Source organism: Staphylococcus sp. 11262D007BW (genome assembly GCF_053547815.1).
Window position 1 is genome coordinate 441,252 of sequence record NZ_JBPWPJ010000001.1, and the last position, 21,570, is coordinate 462,821.

Sequence of the window (21,570 nt, forward strand, 5' to 3'; positions counted from 1 at the left end):
AAAGGGGGACTGGGAAGTGAAGTTACACAAATCATTTAAACTATTTGGTGTTATTTTAACAGCTGTATTGATTTTAGCAGCGTGTGGTAATGCAGAAGGAATGTATGATGACAAAGGACAGGTCTTTCGTAAAGTCATTCCACAAGATATGGCGTCATTAGATACGACACAAGTAACAGACCAAGTGAGTTTTGATATTTATAATCAAGTCTTCGAGGGGCTTTATACATTAGATGAAAATGATCAAGCCGTACCAGGTGTTGCGAAAGAAGACCCTGAAATCAGTGAAGATGGTAAAACTTGGACGATTAAGTTAAGAGATAACGCAAAATGGTCAAACGGAGATCCAGTGACAGCACATGATTTTGAATATGCATGGAAGCGCGTAGTCAATCCAGAAACAGCTTCTGAATATGCTTATATTATGTATGATATTGAAAATGCAGAAGCGATTAATATGGGAGAAAAAGATCCAGATACATTAGGGGTAAAAGCAATAGATGATTATACGTTAGAGGTCAAATTAACCAAACCGATTCCATATTTTCAAGAAATGTTAGCTTTCGGTACATATATGCCACAAAACGAAAAAGTAGTTAAAAAATATGGTGATCGCTATGGTACAAGTGCAGAGCGTACTGTTTATAATGGGCCATTTAAAGTGAAAAATTGGGCTGTAGAAGACAAAATTTTATTAGAAAAAAATGATGATTACTGGGATAAAAAGGCAGTCAAATTAGACAAAGTGAATTATAAGATTTTAAAAGATGGTCAAGCAGGAGCTTCATTATATGATACAGGTTCGATTGATGATACTACAATTAGTGCAGAACAAGTAGATAAATATGAAGATAAACCTGCCATGAATAAACGGCTTCTCTCTTCTACATTTTATTTAAAATTGAATCAAGGAGAATATGAACCGTTTAAAAATCAACATTTTAGAATCGCATTATCACAAGCCATTAATAAACAAGCATATGTGGATTCTGTTTTGAATAATGGCTCTGAACCGAGCGATGGGTTTACTGCCAAAGATACAGCTAAAGCACCGAATGGGGAAGATTTTACAAAGCAAGTTCAATCAGACTTAGTGTATGATCCAAAAAAGGCAAAAGAGAATTTAGAGAAGGCAAAACAAGAGTTAAATCAAGAATCATTTACGTTTACATTGAATACAGAAGATACGCCGTCATCTAAGATTTCAGCAGAGTTTATTAAGGCACAAGTTGAGAAAAATCTACCAGGTGTCACTATGAAAATTCAACAGTTACCGTTTAAACAACGTGTGGATCGTGAACAAAGTGAAAATTATGAAGTGTCACTTTCTGGTTGGGGACCAGATTATCCTGATCCGTTGACTTTCTTAACTATCATGACAACTGGCAACGCTTCAAATAATACGGGTTGGTCGAATAAAACATACGACGAAATGGTTAAAAAAGCTAATGGAGAATTATTGCAAGATGAAGAAGCACGAAATGAAACATTAGTCGAAGCGGAAGAATTACTTCTTGATGAAGCACCGATTGCACCGATTTATCAAAAAGGTGAGGCGCATTTAACCAATCCACAAGTTAAAGGATTGATCTATCATAACATTAGTGGCGACACTTCATTAAAACATGTTTATATTGATAAAAGTATTGATCGTGAGACTGGCAAAAAGAAAGCGCAATAAAACGAAAGAAAGGTTGAGACAAAAGTTAGTTTTTGTCTCAACCTTTTTAAAATTATTGACGTTTACGTCCAAGTCCCATTGCTTTTTCCATTTTTTTCAACGTTTTGAAAGAAGTACGCTGAGCTTTATCGCGACCTTCATCTAAAATGGTATCTAATTGATCTGATTCGTAAAAATGATTGTATTTTTCTTGGAAGTCAATTAAAAATTGTTGAACAACTTCAGCTAAATCCGCTTTAAACGTACCATACCCTTCATCTTGATATTGTGCTTCTAATGCTTCAATGGATGTATCTGTTAAACTTGAATAAATAGTGAGTAAGTTAGAGATACCCGGTTTATTGTCTTTATCATATTTAATGACGCCGTCAGAATCTGTTACTGCACTTTTAATTTTTTTAGCAGCAAGACGAGGTTCATCTAAAAGTGAAATAAAGTTCTTTTGATTATCGTCACTTTTACTCATTTTTTTCGTAGGGTCTTGTAAACTCATGACACGGCCACCCACTTTTGGCATATGGGCCTCTGGTTTAGTTAATACATCATTGTAACGACTATTAAAACGGTCTACAAGGTTACGAGTGAGTTCCATGTGTTGTTTTTGATCTTCGCCAACTGGCACGACATCAGTGTTATATAATACAATATCTGCTGCCATCAATGGAGGATAAGTTAATAAGCCTGCTGGGATACCATCATTTTGTTTTTTGGCTTTATCTTTAAATTGCGTCATACGTTCAAGTTCTCCAATTGATGAAATCGTTGTAAACATCCATCCAGCTTGAACGTGAGCTGGTACTTCAGATTGAATAAATAATGTCACCTTCTCTGGGTTTAACCCGGAAGCCAGATAGATGGCAGCAAGTTGACGTGTTTGTTTACGTAACTTTAAACGATCTTGTGGCACCGTAATGGCATGTTGGTCCACGATACAAAAATAACAATCATATTCCTCTTGGATATCTGTAAATTGTTTTAAAGCACCAATATAATTTCCTAAAGTTGGAATACCACTTGGTTGAATACCTGAAAATAAAGTTTTCATAAAAATTTGTGACCTTCTTTCTAGTAGATACTATAACCCATTGTAACAGTATTTATTTTGATTGTAAGTTATGCTATGATTAATATATCAAATAGATTAGACTGACGCACATTTTATATCATACTAAAGTCTGATTATTTGAAATAATAGGCTTTATTTACATTTTCTCATTTAATTTTAATGTAGAAAGTGTATAATATAGTTATACAGTAAAATAAGAGGCAAAAGATTTGAAATATAATACTTTAGCTTAAATAGAAAGAACTTATTTTCAAAAAAATTAGGAGAGTGAGATGTATGGTAACATTATTTACTTCACCAAGTTGCACATCTTGCCGTAAAGCGAAAGCATGGTTACAAGAACATGACATTCCGTATACGGAGCGAAATATCTTTTCAGATCATTTAACATTAGACGAAATTAAACAAATTTTAAAAATGACAGAAGATGGTACTGACGAAATTATTTCAACACGTTCTAAAACATATCAAAAACTAAATGTTGATATTGATGCATTACCACTTCAAGATTTATACACAATTATTCAACAAAATCCAGGTATCTTACGTCGACCAATCATTTTAGACGATAAACGTTTACAAGTTGGTTACAACGAAGACGAAATCCGTCGCTTCTTACCACGTACAGTACGTACATTCCAATTACAAGAAGCACAACGTATGGTCGACTAAATTAAAGTTAGTACTATATACTATAAGATGTCTCGCTAGTAGATGTCAAAGATTTTAAATAGAGGTTAGTGTCTGCATTTTAAACGTGTTGAGACACTAACCTTTTTTTCTATAATTAAGTATTGAAAAGTAACGAAAAATAGCATGCGCACCGTTTATTTTAAGAAGTTTCTTATACGTATAAAAATTGTTATAATAGAGTAAAGAGGTTGTTTGCAAGTGAGTATATTAATATAAAGATGTATTTTAATTTACCTTTAAAATATATGCAGACATATTTTCCTATGTTATGATTGATAGACTATTTAAAGATAAACAAAACAATTGTGTTTTTAGAACTTGTCTAATACAATAGGGATACTATTCATCGACTGTAAGGAGTGAGATGATATGAGAATAGAACGTATAGACGATATGACAGTAAAATTATTTATCACTTATACAGATATTGAAGCTCGAGGATTTAAACGTGAAGATTTATGGACAAATCGTAAACGTGGCGAAGAATTCTTTTGGTCAGTAATGGAAGAAGTTAATGAAGAAGAAGATTTTGTTGTTGAAGGTCCTTTATGGATTCAAGTTCATGCTTTTGAAAAAGGCGTAGAAGTGACTATTTCAAAATCTAAAAATGAAGATATGACCAATATGTCTGAAGAGAACGGCATGTTTGATGATTTTGATAACCAACTCAATGAATTATTATCACAATCAATAAAAGAAGATATTGAAACACCAGAAGCAAAAGATAAAGTGATTTCTGACAGTGAAGCAAGTGTTGAAGACAAAAAACAACAAGTTCAAGCACCACGAACAGTGATTTTTAAATTTGATAGTTTAGAATCCGTTATTGACTATGCTTATCGTAACGATCAAACAGTGACAGAATTTGAAGATTTACTATATATGTTAGATCATAATTACTATTATGTTGTTCATTTTGATAATAGTTTAGATGAAGAATATATTCATGACTTTTATGGCCAAGTGATTGAATTTGTTTCACTAGGTGATGTGACTAAAGTATATTTAGATGACTATGGCAAAGTCGTTATGAGTCATAACGTCATGGATCAAGTTAAACGTTATTTCCCACAATCTGAATAATAGTATTGCATAAGGAAGAGGTGTCTAAGGACATCTCTTTTTTTATTGTAAAAACAAGTAATGCGTCAGGTAGCGGCGTGTATAGATATAAAGAGGTGTTTTATGTTAACAGCTTATGATCAGTCTAACCATAAAATATACGCTCAACAAGCATCTAAATCTGAAAGTTATTTCTGTCCAATTTGTAAAGAACAACTTGTATTAAAACAAGGCACGTCGAAAATAGCACACTTTGCACATCAGCATCGCCACAATCACCCTAAGCATTTATCAGAATCAATAGAACATCAACGTTATAAATTACAACTTTATCAACAAAGTGTGGCAGCAGGCTATACACCAGAATTAGAAGTGTATTTACCAGAGATACAACAGATACCAGATCTCTTAGTGGAACAGTTAGCCATTGAAATTCAATTGAGTCCCATTTCTGTTGATGATTTACAACAGCGAACACAAGGATTACAAAAGTTAGGATACCGCGTCATATGGGTGACTCGTTTGCCTCCATTTAAAAAAGGGCTCTATCATTTAACCCAGTTACATCAAGCATGTATTAATTTACGTTATACTCATTTAATTTGTATTCATCCCCATACCTTTCAACTTATTCAACTTTCTCATTTAATGCCCGTTACATCAAAACAATTTTACGCCAAAAGAATAAGCACTTCTATCACAGCTTGTGTTGAAGAAACGTTTCCCCCTGTATCTGATCATCAAGTGATTTCGCAATTAACGCAAACGCAGATGCGCATGTATTTAATGCAGTGTCGACGTAAAAATAGCGTACTTCAACCTACATTATCGATGATGTATCAGTTACGGTTAACGGATCAACAGGTATTTAAACTGACAGGCTTTATATTCCCTGAGCAAATCTATATTCGCACGCATCCTATAGAATGGCAACTTCAGATTCTTTATGCTAAAAAATTGAACCAATCATTATTTAACCATCTTCTGACAACGCTTAAATTTAGAACATTCTATTCTGGTAAGATGCATAAACCAACTATTATTACAAAATTAATTGACGCTTATGAACGGGTATTAGGTTTAAAATGAAATGAAGTGCATTGTACGTGGGAAAATGAGAGAATAGGGTTAACGAATCGTTTAGAGGAGGAATTATTAATGAGTCAACAACTAACGAGAGAAGAACAAGAACGCCAATATCCACAATATACGTGGGACTTAACGACAATTTTTGAAAGTGATGACGCATGGGAAGAGGCTTTTAAAGAAGTTGAAAATCAACTTGGAAAAGAAGAGCCATTTAAAAGTCATTTAGGTGATGATGCTGAAACATTATACCAAGCACTTACGCTTGAAGATGAGATTGAAACACAACTTGAAACAGTGTATGTATACGCACACCTTAAACAAGACCAAGACACTGCCAATGACCGTTACACAGGTTTTGAAGCAAGAGCCCATCAATTAGCGATTAAATTAAGTTCAGCCTGGAGCTTTTTAGTACCTGAATTATTACAAATTGACGAAGAGAAGTTACAATCATTTATTGACCAACACGAAGGACTACAACGCTTTAAATTTGATTTAGAACTTTTAAATGAACAACGTCCACATGTTTTAGATGCAGATAAGGAGAAATTATTGACTGAAGCTCAAGATGCATTATCTACACCAGGTAACGTCTTTAGTATGTTTGATAATGCAGATTTACAGTTCGATGATGTCACAGACAAAGACGGAGTAACGCATCCGTTAACGCAAGGCACATTTATTAAATATTTAGAATCAGATGATCGTATTTTAAGAGCGTCTGCTTACAATAATGTGTATAAAGCTTATGGTGCATACAATAATACTTTAAGTGCGACATTAGCTGGAGAAGTTAAAAAACATGTATTCAATGCACGTTCACATCATTATCAAACAGCACGTGAACAAGCATTAAGTCAAAATCATATTCCAGAAGAAGTTTACGATAATTTAATTAAAACGGTCCATGATTATTTACCATTATTACACCGTTATACAAAATTACGTCAGTCTTTATTAGGTTTAGATGACTTAAAAATGTATGACATGTATACACCTTTAGTGAAAGATATTCAGTTTGATATGCCGTATGATGAAGCGGTTGAGTGGATGTTAAAAGGTTTAGCACCAATGGGTGAAGAGTACTTAAATGTAGTTAAAGAAGGCCTTGAAAATCGTTGGGTTGACGTTTATGAAAACAAAGGTAAACGTTCAGGCGGTTATTCATCTGGAGCGCATCAAACGAATCCATTTATCTTATTGAACTGGTCAGATACAGTATCAGATTTATATACGTTAGTGCATGAATTTGGTCATTCTGCGCACAGTTACTTTAGCCGTAAACATCAACCATCTAACTACAGTGATTACTCTATCTTTGTGGCAGAAGTGGCTTCAACATGTAATGAAGCATTATTAAGTGATTATATGGATAAACATTTAGATGATAAACGCCGTCTATTATTACTCAACCAAGAATTAGAACGTTTCCGTGCTACATTATTCCGTCAAACAATGTTTGCAGAATTTGAACACAAAATTCACCAAATAGAAGAAGCAGGGGAACCATTAACTGCTAATCGCATGAATGAAGAGTATGCGAAATTAAATCGTTTATATTTTGGTGATACTGTTGAAACAGATGAAAATATCAGTAAAGAATGGTCACGTATTCCACATTTTTATATGAATTATTATGTGTACCAATATGCTACAGGTTATAGCGCAGCGCAAAGTTTAAGTCATCAAATTTTAACAGAAGGGCAACCAGCTGTGGAACGTTACATCAATGAATTCTTGAAAAAAGGTAGCTCTAATTATCCAATTGAAATCTTAAAAAATGCGGGTGTTGATATGACAACACCAAAACCAATTGAAGATGCTTGTAAGGTATTTGAAGAGAAATTAGATGCTTTTGAAAAACTTATGAAAGCTTAATACTATTGAATTCGTTTACATTGTGACGGAAATGTGAAATGTTTAATTTTTACGAGTTAAAGGGTTGAAAGCTTATAGACCACGTGTTATATTTACAACATGAAATTAATCACATAACAAACATACCCCTTTGTTTGAAGTGAAAATTTCTCCCATCCCCTTTGTTTAGCGCCGTGTTTGAACACGGCGTTTTTTTGTTTATAAAAAGATTAACGATATAGACTTTCGTACAAATATAGAAAACAGATATATTTAATTTGTAAGAAGTACGTCATTAAAGCCCCTAACTGAAGAGGTTTTTATGTTAATAAAAATAACGGTTAGTGACTACAATTCACTAACCGCTTTCTTAATAACCATATTTTAATTCTCTCTATCTTAAGACATTTTAGATTTCCAAAATTCTCCACTAGGATATGTTAGCTTTTCTACTTTTTGTTGTAGCTTTAGCTTTTTGAGTTCTTTTTGTAATGTTTTTTCAGGCCATTCATAGATTGTTAACAGTTCTTCTTCTGTTACAAGTTGTTTTTGCTGAATATAATCTATCAATTTAGGTGGTAGATTTTTTTCAAGTGTGGTTCCCATCATTTCATTTAAAATATATGTGTAAATGTGATAAGGATAGAGACCCTCCACCTTTAATCCTTCTTCCTGAATATCTTCATTAAAAAAGACTAGGGAAGGGGCCATTTCAACTTCCATTTCTCTTGCGATATGCAAGTCAACTTTTAAACTTTCTCTCAATTTTCCATTAGTTAAATCATCTTGATACACATCATAATCTAATCCGGCATTAATAATACACTTCGCAATCATATCTTCAGTGACGATATCACGCTTGGGGATAATTTCATTTTGAATTAAATGCATAAAGCGTTGTGCACGAGCGCGTCCTTGTAATTCGGCAGCTTTAAAAGCAAGTGCAATATTATCTCGATCCGATGTGCTTTGTGCTTGGCATTTCGTTAAAACACGTAAAGACGGATTAAGAATATGACGAATACGGATATATTGCTGATATTCAATACGTAATTTTGACAAAACAGCCGATAACTTAAAACTGTCTCGGCTGAAAGGGTCAAAAAAAGAATATATTTCTATTTTATTCACAGGTGAAAGATTTGAATCTTCACGACAACTATCCATTAAAACGCGTAATTCTTCAATCATATTTTTCACCTACAATTAATTTTCAGTATTAACCATGTGATTGGCGGTTAAACGTAGCCTTTCGTATAGATAATCTCCAACTTGGTAAGGGAAATTAGCTGTTTCGATAGCGACTGCCATATTTTCAAGCCATGCTTCCTTAGCGGCGTGGTCGATCCTAAAAGGTAAATGGCGTTTTTTTAACATTGGATGTCCATGCTCTTCGGTATAAAGTTGTGGACCACCGAGGAATTGAGTTAAAAACTGTTTTTGTTTACGAGCGGTTTCAGCAAAATCCCCAGGAAATAAATGATTGATACGCGTATCTTGTTCCACTAGTTGATAAAAGTGATCAATCATCTTATACAGGGCATCTGGACCTATGATTTCATAAGGCGTTTTTGTCATTTTAATCACCAATTTAGTTTCATTATATACATAAATAATAACATGAATTTTTACAATTCAAAGTAAAAACACTTATGCAACGGCATCGAGCGTATATCCCCGAAATGAAGATAACAATAATTAGCATTTGTTCAAAAGTAAATGAAACGTCAAAGCACTTGGTTATTTTGTATGCTTCTGATTGTAACGTTTACTTCTAAGACGTTATTAATGCGTTTTGTTAAGTACGACGGCTTTATTTGTCCCCTAGATCTAGATGATGCTTACGTTCAAAAAAGCGTTGTACTTTATTTTTAGGGGAATGGTGTTCAAGATTGAAATCTTGAAGGATTCTTTTGAAGGCTGAGAGCCCAGCATCATAATGAGCTACTTCAAATTCTAATTCGTAATCTTCGGTATTTAAATATTGACTGTAATCCAGTACTAACAGGCCGTCTTTCAATTGTGTTTCATATCGATAAGTTTTAAGAGACCCTAACACGTGTAATTGTGTAACATCAACGTTGTACTCTTGTAAGACTGCTTTAATATCAGGTGATAAAAGGTCGGACGTAATAGCTTGGGATTCGACGGGTTCTAAGTCAATAGAAGCATTATATTCTGTTAGGCCTACTTCTGCTGGTACTTTTAAAGTGAGTTCACTTTTTGCATCAGATTTGAGACGAATACGTAATGCCATTTTTTGACTTTGAATTTGAAAATCTGGTGTGTCGATATAAAAATTGGTTTGTGAAAATGGCTGTTGCGCTTGAAAATAGGTCGCTTTAATGTCATCATATGTGCTTCGGTTTAAAAGTTGTTTAAATTCGATTTCTTGTTCAATCGCCATATTTCATCCTCCTCTAAAATAGGTGTATTCTTCTAAATTATGAACGAAAATAATTGCATTTAAAAGTATTTAAAACTTAACATTCAACGATGAGGACAAAGTTAAATTATGTTAAACTATATCTTGAATAAGGAGGAAATTGTATGCGAATTTATGTGAACGAAATTAAAATAACAGATGACCAAATTTTATGTTATACAGACAAATCTACTGAGGGGCTAACAGAAGCGGGCCAAGTCTTAGTAGATAGCGATAATTATGCGTTTGTTTGTTTATTAGATGATGGTTCATCTTATTCTTATTTAAGTTTCGTGCAAGAGACATGGACGATGCTTAATGATAATCGTGATAAAAAATTAATCGTAAATGATACGCTCGAACTCGAAAACTTCTTTAATGAATTAGATTATTTATTAGACAATATTAAGGGGAATTCTAATTATGGTAAAGAGTTCGTTGCTGCAGTGGAGGAAACGTTCGAATTAGCATGAAGCGGAGTGAGGTAATATGAATCAATGGGAAATTTTTCTATCGCCGTATCGTCAAGCAATTGATGAACTAAAAATTAAACTTAAAGGTTTGCGTAAACAATATGAGGTGACAGAACATAATTCACCGATTGAGTTTGTGACAGGGCGAGTCAAACCAATTACAAGTATTATTGATAAGGCGAATAAAAGGGGTATACCTTATGACCAATTGAGTGAAGAAATGTATGATATTGCAGGATTGCGCATTATGTGCCAATTTGTTGATGATATCGATACAGTGGTCAATCTTTTACGACAACGTGAAGACTTTACAGTGGTAGAAGAACGTGATTATATTCGACATACTAAACAAAGTGGGTATCGCTCGTATCATGTGATTATTGAGTATCCAATTGAAACATTGAACGGCCCAAAAACAATTTTAGCGGAAATTCAAATTCGTACATTAGCTATGAATTTCTGGGCAACAATAGAACATACATTAAGATATAAATATGATGGAGATTATCCACCAGAAATTCAAACGCGTCTTGAAAGAGCAGCAGAAGCAGCCTTTTCTTTAGATGAAGAAATGTCGGAGATTAAAGATGAGATTCAAGAAGCGCAGAAGTATTATACGAAAAAGCGTGCTAAAAAGCATGAGAATCGTGAGGTGGAGTGATGCGTTATGCAATATTGTCTAAAGGGGACTCTAAATCTGATGCATTAAAACACAAAATGACCGCACATATGAAAGATTTTAAAATGATTGAAGACCTCGAAAATCCTGAAATTGTGATTTCGGTAGGGGGCGATGGTACGTTATTACAAGCTTTCCATCAGTATAGCCATATGTTATCGCGATGTGCGTTTGTAGGGATACATACAGGCCACCTTGGATTTTATGCAGATTGGTTACCCCATGAGGTTGAAAAATTGATTATCGAAATCAATAATTCAGAATTTCAAGTGATTGAATATCCATTACTTGAAATGGTTGTACGATATAATGATAAAGGTTATGAGACACGGTATTTAGCATTAAATGAAGCAACTATGAAAACAGAAAATGGGACTACATTAGTTGTGGATTTAGATATTCGGGGACAACATTTTGAACGTTTTCGTGGAGATGGACTTTGTATTTCTACACCATCTGGCTCAACAGCTTACAATAAAGCATTAGGTGGGGCTTTGATTCATCCATCCATTGAAGCTATTCAAATTGCAGAAATTGCGTCTATCAATAATCGCGTATTCCGTACGGTCGGGTCACCTTTAGTGTTACCAAAACATCATACATGTCATGTTAAACCTGTGCACCATGATACAATTTTAACAACGATTGATCACGTAAGCGTTAAACATAAAAATGTCAATGCCATTCAATATCGTGTAGCAAATGAAAAAATACGTTTTGCACGCTTTAGACCCTTCCCATTTTGGAAACGTGTGCATGATTCATTCATTTCAAGTGGTGAAGAGTTGTGAGATTTGAATACGTCATCCAGAGTCCGACAACCATCAAAACATTTTTATATGAGCAACAATTCTCAAAAAAGACGATTAGCGCCATTAAACAAGATGGCGCTTTACTTGTAAATGGTCATCCTCAAACAGTGCGTTATCATTTGGAAAAGGGCGATCAATTCATTGTCCAGCTACCACAGGAACAACCCAGTGCGCATTTAATACCTTTCGAACGATCTTTAACGATTTTATATGAAGATTCATGGTTACTCATTGTTAATAAACCCAAAAATCAAAACAGTGCCCCTTCGCGAGAACACCCTCATGAGAGTTTAGTCGAACAAGCGTTGTATCATATGCAACAACAACACGACGCTGGGATTCCGCATATCGTCACACGACTAGATCGTCAGACAATGGGCATCGTCGTCATTGCTAAATCCAGACATATTCATCACCTAATGTCGTTAACAAAGATCGATAAAATATATGAATGCCTTTGTGAAGGGATAATCAACGAAGCGGGGGAGATTGAAGCTCCGATCGCACGTCATGCTGACAGTATCATTGAACGTGTTGTAGCAGCCGATGGAAAATATGCTAAAACATACTATTGGCCATTAAAAAAGGGCGCTCGTTATACGTTATGTCGTGTTAAACTAGAGACGGGTAGAACACATCAAATACGTGTTCATTTTAAACATATTGGACATACGTTGGTAGGCGATCGATTATATGGCAATCAACATCCGGATTACGACACACAATGTTTAAAATGTGCAATGATCGCGTTTGTACATCCAATTACGCACGCCAACGTCCAAATAGACAATCCGACACCAGATTTTAACCATCATCTATATCAGATAGAACAATCAAATTATAATGGGGGTGCCGACGAATGAATACTGAAAATGAACAATTTTTAGTGGATGATGAAGAAAGATATAATAAAGCGTTACTAGATGCTTTAATTGAAGAAGATAACATTGATGAATTTAGAGATGAATTTTTAGCATTGCACTCCTATGAGCAAAGTGAATACTTTGAGGAAAGTGATGAAGCGGTACGTCAAAAAATGTATCAGTTTTTATCACCGGAAGAAGTAGCAGAGTTTTTCGAAAATCTGGAAATTGATGAAGAAGATTATGAAGATTTATTTGAAGACATCAATGCGACCTATGCGAGTCAAATTCTCGAATGCATGTCTTACGATAATGCGGTAGATATTTTAAATCAGTTGTCAAAACGTAAAATAGCCAGCTTGTTAATGTTAATGAATAAAGAAGATGCGAAAGAAATTAAAGCATTGCTTCATTATGAAGAAGATACAGCTGGCGGGATTATGACAACAGAATATATTTCTTTAACGATTACCACACCGGTACATGAAGCATTAATGCACGTTAAAGAACAAGCACCAAATGCAGAGACAATTTACGTCATTTTTGCAGTAGATGAGCAAAAAAAATTAGTGGGCGTTCTGTCGTTACGAGATTTAATTGTGGCAGAAAATGATGCTTACATTGAAGATATTATGAGTGAACGTGTTATCAGTGCGAATGTGGCTGATGACCAAGAAGATGTAGCACAAACAATGAGAGACTATGACTTTATCGCTATGCCCGTTGTCGATTATCAAAATCACTTGCTAGGGATTATCACAATCGATGATATCGTTGACGTTATGGATGAAGAGGCAAGTGAAGACTACTCTCGCTTAGCCGGTGTGTCAGACATCGACTCAACAGATGATTCTATCTTTAAGACGGCCTTAAAACGTTTACCATGGTTAATGATTTTGACCGTATTAGGTATGATTACTGCCTCTATTTTAGGATCTTTTGAAGAAACGTTAGAAAAAGTCGCATTACTTGCAGCGTTTATTCCTATTATTAGTGGGATGTCCGGTAATTCAGGTACCCAATCTTTAGCGGTATCTGTACGTAACATTTCAACTGGGGATATTAAAGAAAAAAGTAAATTTAAACTTGCATTACGTGAGTCAGGTAGTGGCTTTTTAACGGGTATTACGTGTGCTATTTGTCTTATATTAATCATTATTGTATTATATCAACAACCGTTTTTAGCATTAATTGTAGGCACAAGTTTAACGATTGCAATGACAGTAGGTACCACTATTGGCTCAGTCATTCCACTTGTTATGAATAAACTAGGTATCGACCCTGCCGTTGCAAGTGGACCATTTATTACTACAATTAACGACATTGTAAGTATGTTAATCTATTTCGGCCTTGCAACGACATTTATGTCATATCTTGTATAAAGGGGGAAAGTGAATGGAATTTGTCTCGCTCGTCATCGTTATATTAGCAGCGGTAGTGACACCTATTATTATTAATCGCCTCAATATCGCCTTTTTACCAGTGGTTGTGGCAGAGATATTAATGGGGATTATTATAGGTCCATCTCTTTTCAATATTGTGCATGTCGATGATACTTTGACCATTTTATCGACATTAGGTTTTATCTTTTTAATGTTTTTAAGTGGTTTAGAAATTGATTTTAATGCATTTAAAAAGGATAAAAATGAAAAAAATAATAATGAGACGTCTGGCCCTAGTCATTTTAGCTTAGCGATGCTCGTCTTTATGCTAATTATGATTGTATCAGTTGTGTTAGCTTATGCCTTTAAATGGGTCGGTCTCATTGATGATGTATTATTAATGATTATTATCATCTCAACCATCTCTTTAGGGGTCGTTGTGCCTACGCTAAAAGAGATGAACATCATGCGTACACGCATCGGTCAATTTATTTTATTAGTTGCTGTATTGGCCGATTTAATTACGATGATTTTATTAACTGTATACGGGGCGATTCACGCATCCGGAAGCGGTACAATTTGGCTGATTGGTATTTTAGGTTTATTTACGATTGCCTTTTATTTCTTAGGAGATTTCTTAAAGAAAGCACCTATTTTTGAAAAGTTAATGGATGGCACAACTCAAATAGGGATACGTGCTATTTTCGCATTAATTATCTTGTTAGTAGCGCTTGCTGAAGGTGTGGGTGCTGAAAATATTTTAGGTGCATTCTTAGCTGGGGTAGTTGTATCATTACTTAAACCGAGTCCAGATTTAGTCGAAAAATTAGATTCATTTGGTTATGGATTTTTTATTCCGATATTCTTTATTATGGTAGGGGTAGAATTGGATATCCCTTCTTTAATTCAAAATCCTTCCATATTAATCATTATACCGATTTTAATTATCGCGTTTATTATATCCAAACTCATTCCAGTCTTTATTATTCGAAAATGGTTTGATATGAAAACAACGATTGCATCTGCGTTTTTACTGACATCGACATTATCACTTGTCATTGCAGCTGCAAAAATTGCAGAACGATTAAATACAATTAGTGAAGAAACTTCAGGTATTTTAATTTTAAGTGCAGTGATTACATGTGTATTTGTACCGATTGTCTTTAAAAAGTTAATTCCGGTACCCGATGAGATGCAACGTTCTGTTAAAGTTGCTATGATTGGTAAAAACCAATTGTCTATTCCAATTGCTCAAGATATTAGTTCACCACTTTATAAAGTGACGTTGTATTATCGAGAAGATTTGTCGGATCGACGTGAGTTATCTGATGAAATTACAATGGTAGAGTTTCCAGATTATGACGAGGCGATGTTAGATCGATTAGGATTATTTGATAGTGACATTGTCGTATGTTCAACGAATGATGATGCGATTAACCGACGTGTTGCCCTTATGGCAAAAGCACATGATGTTGAGCGTGTGATATGCCGGTTAGATACAAATGATGAGGAAAAAGAATTGAGTACTAAAGGTATTGAATTGTTTAGTACTTTCCAAAGTAATCAGGTGTTACTAAAAGGTATGATCGAGACACCGAACATGCTGAATTTATTAAGTAATGTCGAAACATCTCTATATGAAATTGGAATGTACAATTATGCATTTGATCATATTCAATTACGAGACTTCCCATTTGGTGGGGACATCATTTTCGTACGTATTATTCGCAATAACGAGTCTATCATTCCACATGGAGATACTTACTTACAATATGGAGACCGTTTAATCGTTACAGGAACGAAAGAATACGTCGATCAATTGAAGATAGAATTAGAAATGTTTTAAAGCAAACAATAACAATTTAATGAATCAATCTTAATATGAATTAATGTAATAAGCGGGGAAGGCGATGAGAAAGCTCATCGCTTTTCCTGTTTTTTATACTAATGATTTCTTTATGTTACTGAATAATTATTTTAAATGGTTTCGATTGCGAGATGTCTAAAGAATGACTCATGAGTATTAGTAATTAAAAAAATACTGATTGCCCCTTAACGCCTCGCTTTTCTAGGCGCCTCACCTCAACTAATTTTGTCTTATATAAAATATTAAATAAGAAGACAAAATGGATTTTCGGTTTCGGCTTTATGCCAAAGAAGTCTCGGCTAAGGTAGCAATCAGTAGAAAGTGTCTTGAAATCAAAAGTGCACCATAACCACTCAAATGTTTCTCTATGTTACTGAACAATTATTTTAAATGGTTTCGGTTGCGAGACTCCTGACAGATTACGCCGAAGTGAGAAATCCATCAAACCTTCCTGAAATTTTTAATGAAGGTTTGATTAGTTCGAGCGAGGCCTGTAGGAACGCGAGCAATAACGAAACCATTTAAAATTTACAGTTTTGAGTTCAGTGCTCGATTTTGCTCGGGTTCTGACCGCAACGCTCCACACTTTGTTTATAATCCGGCTCCCAATTGCAGGGTTCTCGATAATACTACGTGACGCGCAAAAATCAAAGAACGATTTTCTTTTTAAGAAAAAGGTTCGCTTGCTCATTGTCATTCGCATGCATAACGTGCACTAAATTACTTCGCTCAAAGTGCACGTAATCACATCGAACCCTGACCGCAATTGTCCACCTTTTATTTAATCCGTTTTCGCGTTGCAAAACTCTCAACAAAATGAGTCGCCTCACTCAAACCAAAGAACGGTTTGAGTTCAGCGCTCGATTTTGCTCGAGTTCTAACTGCTTTCTTCCACACTTTGTTTAATCCGGCTCCAGAAAGCAGAAATTTCAACAGAACTACGCAAGGCGCAAAGATTAAAGGTCAATCTTCACTTCTTGCTTGATTCTGTTCAATTTCTAACCGCTTTCTTCCACCTTTTGTTTTTGTTTGTAGGTTTTTAATGGGTAATGTTAAAATAAGTTGATGATTAATTAAATGAAAAAGGAGAGTTTAGTGTGATTAATCTTGAGAATAAAACGTATGTGATTATGGGTATTGCCAATAAAAGAAGTATTGCGTTTGGTGTGGCGAAAGTTTTAGATGAGCTTGGTGCTAAATTAGTATTTACATATCGTAAAGAGAGAAGTTTTAAAGAGTTAGATAAGCTAATTGATCAATTAAACCAAAGTGAAAAACATGTTTACCAAATTGATGTTCAAAACGATGAAGATGTTATCAATGGTTTTGAAAAAATTGGTCAAGATGTAGGTAAAATTGACGGAGTTTTCCATTCTATTGCGTTTGCACGTGTAGAAGAGTTACGTGGTCGTTATTCAGAAACATCTCGTGATGGTTTCTTACTTGCACAAGATATTAGTTCATACTCTTTAACAATCGTAGCGCGTGAAGCTCGTAAAATTATGAATGAAAATGGCGGTAGTATTGTAACTTCAACATATATTGGTGGGGAAGCCGCTGTGCCTAACTACAATGTAATGGGTATTGCAAAAGCGAGCTTAGAAGCTTCTGTTAAATACTTAGCTGCTGATTTAGGTCAAGATAATATCCGTGTTAATGCGATTTCAGCTGGTCCAATTCGTACGTTAAGTGCACGTGGTGTTGGTAACTTCACATCAATTCTAAAAGAAATTGAAGAACGTTCACCGTTACAACGTAATGTTGATCAAGAGGAAGTAGGTAAAACAGCTGCTTACTTATTAAGTGATTTCGCATCAGGTGTAACTGGTGAAAATATCCACGTGGATGCTGGATTCCATGCAATTCGTTAAGAGATCAAAAAAACTGGTTTGAGTATGCTCAAACCAGTTTTTTTATGCGAATATGGTCAATCGTCTACTTCTTTTTGAGCTGCAATCATAATCTGATGACGATATTTGAAGATGTTTTTCACGATTGTTTTTAATACAGCGTATAATGGAACTGCGACTAAAATTAAAACAAATCCGCCTAAACTACCTGAAGCTAAAATAACAACGATAATTGTAAGTGGGTGAATATTTAATGATTTACCCATTACATTTGGTGTAATGACATTACCTTCAAGTTGTTGTGCGATCAGTGTGATAATACATACCCATATGAAAGTAGATGGGCTTTGAATTAAACCTAAAATACCTGCTGGTAAGAATGCCATCCAAGGTCCTAAGAACGGAATCATGTTGGCAATACAAGCAAATAACACAAGTAAAACAGTATAATCTAAACCAATAATTGAATAACCAATAAATAAAATGACACCTAAGATTAGGCTGACTGTTACTTGCCCTTGAATGTAAGATTTTAAGGTATGATTTAAATCTTTAAGTAAGTTCACTACAAAAATTTTACGTTCACCATTAAAAATTTGAGCAACTGCTGGAATAAAACGTTCATGATCTTTCAACATGTATATTAAGAAGAATGGTACTAAGACTAATAAGAACAAAGTTGAAATAATGCTCGTGACAATGTTTAAAGAGTTTGATAAAAGACTTGTAGCCATTGATCCCATATTGTTAATCATTTCATTGATTTTATCTGTTACTTGTTGTGGTAAACGATCACGCTGTTCTAACGCAAAGTTAATAAAACTTTGTGTTTCTCTTTGGATGTATGGGAGTTGATTAATTAAGTTTTCAATTTGTGACGCAATAATTGGACCTACAATACCTATAATAAGTGCTAGTATTGCAGTTAAACCAACTAAAATAATCACGATACTTGCCCAACGTGGAAAATGCCATTTCTCAAGTATATTCTGAAATGGTAGACAGATATAAAATAAGAAACCACTTAGTAATAAAGGAAAAAATACCGACGCCACGATGGTAATAATAGGTTGGAATAAGTGATCAATATCTAAAAAGAGTTTGATCAGTAAGAATAGAATAAGTAATCCTACTCCCGCTCGAAACCAAACTTTTTTCGTCATATGTAAACCTCCTTTTCTGTTTTTCATATACATATATACAGTATAGACTAACTGAACTTATGATAAAAGAATAAAATGAAAGATATATCAATTTTGAGTTGCGCGGAACACAATGCAAGTGTATAATTATAGCGTATTTATCTGAAAATTTTCAAAAATTAGGATTTTAAACTAAAGGGGAGATGTCAATGGTAGAAGCGATAGTAGGGTGGTTAAATGATATTGTCTGGAGTAAGCCGCTGGTATTTGGTTTATTAATTACAGGTATTGCATTTAGTTTGATTACTCGTTTTTTGCAGTTACGACACTTTAAAGAAATGATTCGTTTAATGTTTCAAGGGGAAAAGTCACCAACTGGTATTTCAAGTTTTCAGGCGATTGCATTGTCACTCGCAGGACGAGTGGGAACTGGTAATATCGTAGGGGTATCGACTGCTATTTTTATTGGGGGTCCAGGTGCAGTATTTTGGATGTGGGCCACTGCATTTTTAGGTGCAGGTACAGCATTTATTGAGTCGACACTGGGGCAAATTTATAAAAAAGAAGAAGATGGAGAGTATCGAGGCGGTCCTGCTTATTACATTGAAAATGGTATTAAAGGGCGTTTCGGCAAGATTTATGGGCTTATTTTTGCGGTTGTAACGATTATTTCTGTCGGATTGTTATTGCCGGGTGTGCAATCTAATGCCATAGCTAGTTCGATGAATAATGCGTTCGGCATACCTACTTGGATTATTGCTGTGGTTTTGATTGTTATTTTAGCGTTAATTATCTTTGGTGGTATCAAATCGATTGCCAATGTTGCAACAGCAGTCGTGCCGTTTATGGCGATTATTTATATTGTAATGGCTGTAGTGATTATTTTACTCAATATCGATCAAGTGCCAGCCTTATTTGGTCTGATTTTCAAATCGGCTTTTGGGATGGAAGCAGCTTTTGGAGGAATCTTCGGTGCGATGATTGAGATTGGTGTTAAACGCGGATTGTATTCAAATGAAGCAGGACAAGGGACGGGTCCTCATGCTGCAGCGGCGGCTGAAGTGTCTCATCCAGCAAAACAAGGTCTTGTTCAAGCGTTTTCGGTTTATGTGGATACATTATTTGTTTGTACAGCGACAGCACTGATTATATTAATTTCAGGAACTTATAACACAACAGATGGGACAACGACAGCGAATGGTGAGCCTAACTTAATTCGAGATGGTGGCATTTACATACAAGGTGCGGATGGTTCAAAGGATTATTCAGGTACTGCGATGTATGCTCAAGCTGGAATCGATAAGGCATTTAACAGTTCGACTTATCACTTTGATCCAAGTTTATCCGGTTTTGGTTCTTATTTTATTGCGATTGCATTATTTTTCTTTGCCTTTACGACAATTTTAGCTTATTACTACATCGCGGAAACGAATGTAAGTTATATGACGAACCGTTTAGCAAAGAATCAAAATAAATTGTGGCGAAATGTCATACGTGTTGTCTTGATTGCAGCAACAGCTTACGGTGCCATCAAGACTGCTGATGTGGCATGGGCTATGGGTGATTTAGGTGTAGGTATGATGGCTTGGCTCAACTTTATTGCTATTTGGATTCTGTGTAAGCCAGCCTTAAGTGCTTTAAAAGATTTTGAAGCGCATAAAAAGAAACATGGTACAGGAAAGACAGCCATTTATCGTCCAGATCCTCAAAAATATCCAACTGCGACATTTTGGTTAGAAGACTATCCACGTCGTTTAAAAGAAGAAAATTATAACGAAGTAGACTAACAAAAATTAAATCTAATGGATTAACAGGTAACGTGACTCTTGATACAATAAATATAATTCGTCAAAGGGGGCAATAAGACATGACTGATTTTAAACCCGGTCAAGTGACACGTACAACATTTGACAGTGATAGTTTAGGTCGAGAAATAACGTTATCTGTTTATTTACCAGAAGATTATTCTGATTTATATAAATCTAAGGTTGTATTTTGTTTTGACGGGCGTGATTTTTTTCGATTTGGACAAATTCATCGAGTATATGAACGTCTAAGACAAAAAGATGAGGTAGAACGTGCCATTTTTATAGGATTTCATTATGAAAGCGTGACAAAAAGAAGGCAAGAATTCCATCCTCAAGGAGAATTTGCGGCTCAAACTGTTCAAACGGTAGTGAAGGAGATTTGGCCATGGATTGATCAAACTTTTTCTACGTTTAAAGTTGGTAATGCGCGTCTCTTATTAGGGGATAGTCTAGCAGGTAGTATCGCTTTATTAACTGCATTATCTTATCCTCGTGTCATTAGCCAAGTTGGAATGTTTAGTCCACATGTTGATGACGTCGTTGAACAATTACTGAATCGTTGTCAGTTCAAAGAAAACTTAACAATATGGCATGCGATTGGTAAGGAAGAAAATGATTTTGAGTTACCGACCAATGGCAAACGAGCTGACTTTTTAACACCGAACCGTCAACTAAAAGCGTTAATCGAGCCGGCTGTATTATCTTATTATTACGAGGAATTAGACGGTGGACACAACTGGAAAACATGGCGCAAGGAGTTACCTAAACTATTAAAATACTTTTTAAGTAACCAATAATTCAAAATTTTGATATAATAAAGA

General features: G+C 34.9%; 19 protein-coding genes. 14 read left to right on the forward strand and 5 right to left on the reverse strand.

The features are described from left to right. Window positions 1-16 precede the first annotated feature (16 nt). Entirely contained in the window at window positions 17-1,681 is a 1,665-nt protein-coding gene (locus tag ACEE93_RS02240; RefSeq protein ID WP_449154723.1) for a peptide ABC transporter substrate-binding protein, read from the forward strand. A gap of 52 nt (window positions 1,682-1,733) precedes the next feature. On the opposite strand, the gene trpS is transcribed toward ACEE93_RS02240, so the two are convergent. Next, window positions 1,734-2,726 carry a tryptophan--tRNA ligase gene (gene trpS / locus ACEE93_RS02245; protein WP_449154724.1) on the reverse strand — a complete coding sequence of 331 codons (993 nt, stop codon included), beginning with the start codon at window positions 2,724-2,726 and terminating at the stop codon, window positions 1,734-1,736. Window positions 2,727-3,023: 297 nt separating this feature from the next. Here trpS and spxA point away from each other — a divergent pair, with 297 nt between their 5' ends. The 4 genes from spxA to pepF all read left to right on the forward strand — a co-directional run bounded on the left by spxA (window position 3,024) and on the right by pepF (window position 7,469). Beyond that, window positions 3,024-3,419, forward strand: coding sequence for a transcriptional regulator SpxA (gene spxA / locus ACEE93_RS02250; protein ID WP_449154725.1), 396 nt, complete (start codon window positions 3,024-3,026; stop codon window positions 3,417-3,419). Window positions 3,420-3,809: 390 nt separating this feature from the next. Beyond that, window positions 3,810-4,523, forward strand: coding sequence for an adaptor protein MecA (locus tag ACEE93_RS02255; protein ID WP_449154726.1), 714 nt, complete (start codon window positions 3,810-3,812; stop codon window positions 4,521-4,523). Window positions 4,524-4,625: 102 nt separating this feature from the next. Continuing rightward, window positions 4,626-5,591: a competence protein CoiA gene (locus tag ACEE93_RS02260; RefSeq protein ID WP_449154727.1), complete on the forward strand. Its 966-nt coding sequence runs from the start codon at window positions 4,626-4,628 to the stop codon at window positions 5,589-5,591. A 69-nt stretch (window positions 5,592-5,660) separates the two neighbouring features. Beyond that, window positions 5,661-7,469: an oligoendopeptidase F gene (gene pepF / locus ACEE93_RS02265; protein ID WP_449154728.1), complete on the forward strand. Its 1,809-nt coding sequence runs from the start codon at window positions 5,661-5,663 to the stop codon at window positions 7,467-7,469. A gap of 378 nt (window positions 7,470-7,847) precedes the next feature. On the opposite strand, the gene yjbH is transcribed toward pepF, so the two are convergent. From yjbH to ACEE93_RS02280, 3 genes are all read right to left on the reverse strand, one after another. Beyond that, entirely contained in the window at window positions 7,848-8,639 is a 792-nt protein-coding gene (gene yjbH / locus ACEE93_RS02270) for a protease adaptor protein YjbH (protein WP_449154729.1), read from the reverse strand. 15 nt (window positions 8,640-8,654) lie between these two features. Next, window positions 8,655-9,026, reverse strand: a complete 372-nt coding sequence (locus tag ACEE93_RS02275; RefSeq protein WP_449154828.1) for a truncated hemoglobin YjbI — start codon at window positions 9,024-9,026, stop codon at window positions 8,655-8,657. Between the two features lie 235 nt (window positions 9,027-9,261). Then, window positions 9,262-9,855 (reverse strand): CYTH domain-containing protein, encoded by a 594-nt coding sequence (locus tag ACEE93_RS02280; RefSeq protein WP_449154730.1) that lies wholly within the window; start codon window positions 9,853-9,855, stop codon window positions 9,262-9,264. A gap of 143 nt (window positions 9,856-9,998) precedes the next feature. Between ACEE93_RS02280 and ACEE93_RS02285 the strand changes: the two genes are divergently transcribed. The 7 genes from ACEE93_RS02285 (at window position 9,999) to fabI (ending at window position 17,820) form a co-directional block, all read left to right on the forward strand. Further along, a complete protein-coding gene (locus tag ACEE93_RS02285; RefSeq protein WP_449154731.1) occupies window positions 9,999-10,346 on the forward strand; it encodes a UPF0738 family protein in 348 nt (115 codons plus the stop codon). Window positions 10,347-10,362: 16 nt separating this feature from the next. Continuing rightward, the gene (locus tag ACEE93_RS02290) at window positions 10,363-11,007 is read left to right on the forward strand and encodes a GTP pyrophosphokinase (RefSeq protein ID WP_449154732.1); all 645 of its coding nucleotides are present in this window, start codon (window positions 10,363-10,365) and stop codon (window positions 11,005-11,007) included. Next, window positions 11,007-11,816: an NAD kinase gene (locus ACEE93_RS02295; RefSeq protein ID WP_449154733.1), complete on the forward strand. Its 810-nt coding sequence runs from the start codon at window positions 11,007-11,009 to the stop codon at window positions 11,814-11,816. The genes ACEE93_RS02290 and ACEE93_RS02295 overlap by 1 nt, the downstream gene beginning before the upstream one ends. Then, window positions 11,813-12,700, forward strand: coding sequence for an RluA family pseudouridine synthase (locus tag ACEE93_RS02300; RefSeq protein WP_449154734.1), 888 nt, complete (start codon window positions 11,813-11,815; stop codon window positions 12,698-12,700). Before ACEE93_RS02295 ends, ACEE93_RS02300 begins: the two co-directional genes overlap by 4 nt. Further along, a complete protein-coding gene (mgtE, locus tag ACEE93_RS02305) occupies window positions 12,697-14,082 on the forward strand; it encodes a magnesium transporter (RefSeq protein ID WP_449154735.1) in 1,386 nt (461 codons plus the stop codon). Before ACEE93_RS02300 ends, mgtE begins: the two co-directional genes overlap by 4 nt. Before the next feature lie 13 nt (window positions 14,083-14,095). Next, the gene (locus ACEE93_RS02310; protein WP_449156363.1) at window positions 14,096-15,928 is read left to right on the forward strand and encodes a cation:proton antiporter domain-containing protein; all 1,833 of its coding nucleotides are present in this window, start codon (window positions 14,096-14,098) and stop codon (window positions 15,926-15,928) included. A 1,118-nt stretch (window positions 15,929-17,046) separates the two neighbouring features. Further along, window positions 17,047-17,820, forward strand: a complete 774-nt coding sequence (gene fabI / locus ACEE93_RS02315) for an enoyl-ACP reductase FabI (RefSeq protein ID WP_449154737.1) — start codon at window positions 17,047-17,049, stop codon at window positions 17,818-17,820. A gap of 56 nt (window positions 17,821-17,876) precedes the next feature. Here fabI and cozEa read toward each other — a convergent pair whose 3' ends face one another. Continuing rightward, window positions 17,877-18,962: a lipoteichoic acid biosynthesis protein CozEa gene (gene cozEa / locus ACEE93_RS02320; protein WP_449154738.1), complete on the reverse strand. Its 1,086-nt coding sequence runs from the start codon at window positions 18,960-18,962 to the stop codon at window positions 17,877-17,879. Between the two features lie 188 nt (window positions 18,963-19,150). On the opposite strand from cozEa, the gene ACEE93_RS02325 reads away from it, so the two are divergent. Together ACEE93_RS02325 and ACEE93_RS02330 are read left to right on the forward strand one after the other, a co-directional pair. After that, window positions 19,151-20,728, forward strand: coding sequence for an alanine/glycine:cation symporter family protein (locus tag ACEE93_RS02325; RefSeq protein WP_449156364.1), 1,578 nt, complete (start codon window positions 19,151-19,153; stop codon window positions 20,726-20,728). Window positions 20,729-20,808: 80 nt separating this feature from the next. Next, complete coding sequence (locus tag ACEE93_RS02330) at window positions 20,809-21,546, forward strand: esterase family protein (RefSeq protein ID WP_449156365.1); 738 nt, start codon at window positions 20,809-20,811, stop codon at window positions 21,544-21,546. The last annotated feature ends 24 nt before the right edge of the window (window positions 21,547-21,570 follow it).

Bases quoted from the DNA above. Each gene is read 5' to 3' on its own strand.
- trpS (WP_449154724.1), bottom strand. From the start codon at position 2,726: ATGAAAACTTTATTTTCAGGTATTCAACCAAGTGGTATTCCAACTTTA.
- spxA (WP_449154725.1), top strand. From the start codon at position 3,024: ATGGTAACATTATTTACTTCACCAAGTTGCACATCTTGCCGTAAAGCG.
- ACEE93_RS02255 (WP_449154726.1), top strand. From the start codon at position 3,810: ATGAGAATAGAACGTATAGACGATATGACAGTAAAATTATTTATCACT.
- ACEE93_RS02260 (WP_449154727.1), top strand. From the start codon at position 4,626: ATGTTAACAGCTTATGATCAGTCTAACCATAAAATATACGCTCAACAA.
- pepF (WP_449154728.1), top strand. From the start codon at position 5,661: ATGAGTCAACAACTAACGAGAGAAGAACAAGAACGCCAATATCCACAA.
- yjbH (WP_449154729.1), bottom strand. From the start codon at position 8,639: ATGATTGAAGAATTACGCGTTTTAATGGATAGTTGTCGTGAAGATTCA.
- ACEE93_RS02275 (WP_449154828.1), bottom strand. From the start codon at position 9,026: ATGACAAAAACGCCTTATGAAATCATAGGTCCAGATGCCCTGTATAAG.
- ACEE93_RS02280 (WP_449154730.1), bottom strand. From the start codon at position 9,855: ATGGCGATTGAACAAGAAATCGAATTTAAACAACTTTTAAACCGAAGC.
- ACEE93_RS02285 (WP_449154731.1), top strand. From the start codon at position 9,999: ATGCGAATTTATGTGAACGAAATTAAAATAACAGATGACCAAATTTTA.
- ACEE93_RS02290 (WP_449154732.1), top strand. From the start codon at position 10,363: ATGAATCAATGGGAAATTTTTCTATCGCCGTATCGTCAAGCAATTGAT.
- ACEE93_RS02295 (WP_449154733.1), top strand. From the start codon at position 11,007: ATGCGTTATGCAATATTGTCTAAAGGGGACTCTAAATCTGATGCATTA.
- mgtE (WP_449154735.1), top strand. From the start codon at position 12,697: ATGAATACTGAAAATGAACAATTTTTAGTGGATGATGAAGAAAGATAT.
- ACEE93_RS02310 (WP_449156363.1), top strand. From the start codon at position 14,096: ATGGAATTTGTCTCGCTCGTCATCGTTATATTAGCAGCGGTAGTGACA.
- cozEa (WP_449154738.1), bottom strand. From the start codon at position 18,962: ATGACGAAAAAAGTTTGGTTTCGAGCGGGAGTAGGATTACTTATTCTA.
- ACEE93_RS02325 (WP_449156364.1), top strand. From the start codon at position 19,151: ATGGTAGAAGCGATAGTAGGGTGGTTAAATGATATTGTCTGGAGTAAG.
- ACEE93_RS02330 (WP_449156365.1), top strand. From the start codon at position 20,809: ATGACTGATTTTAAACCCGGTCAAGTGACACGTACAACATTTGACAGT.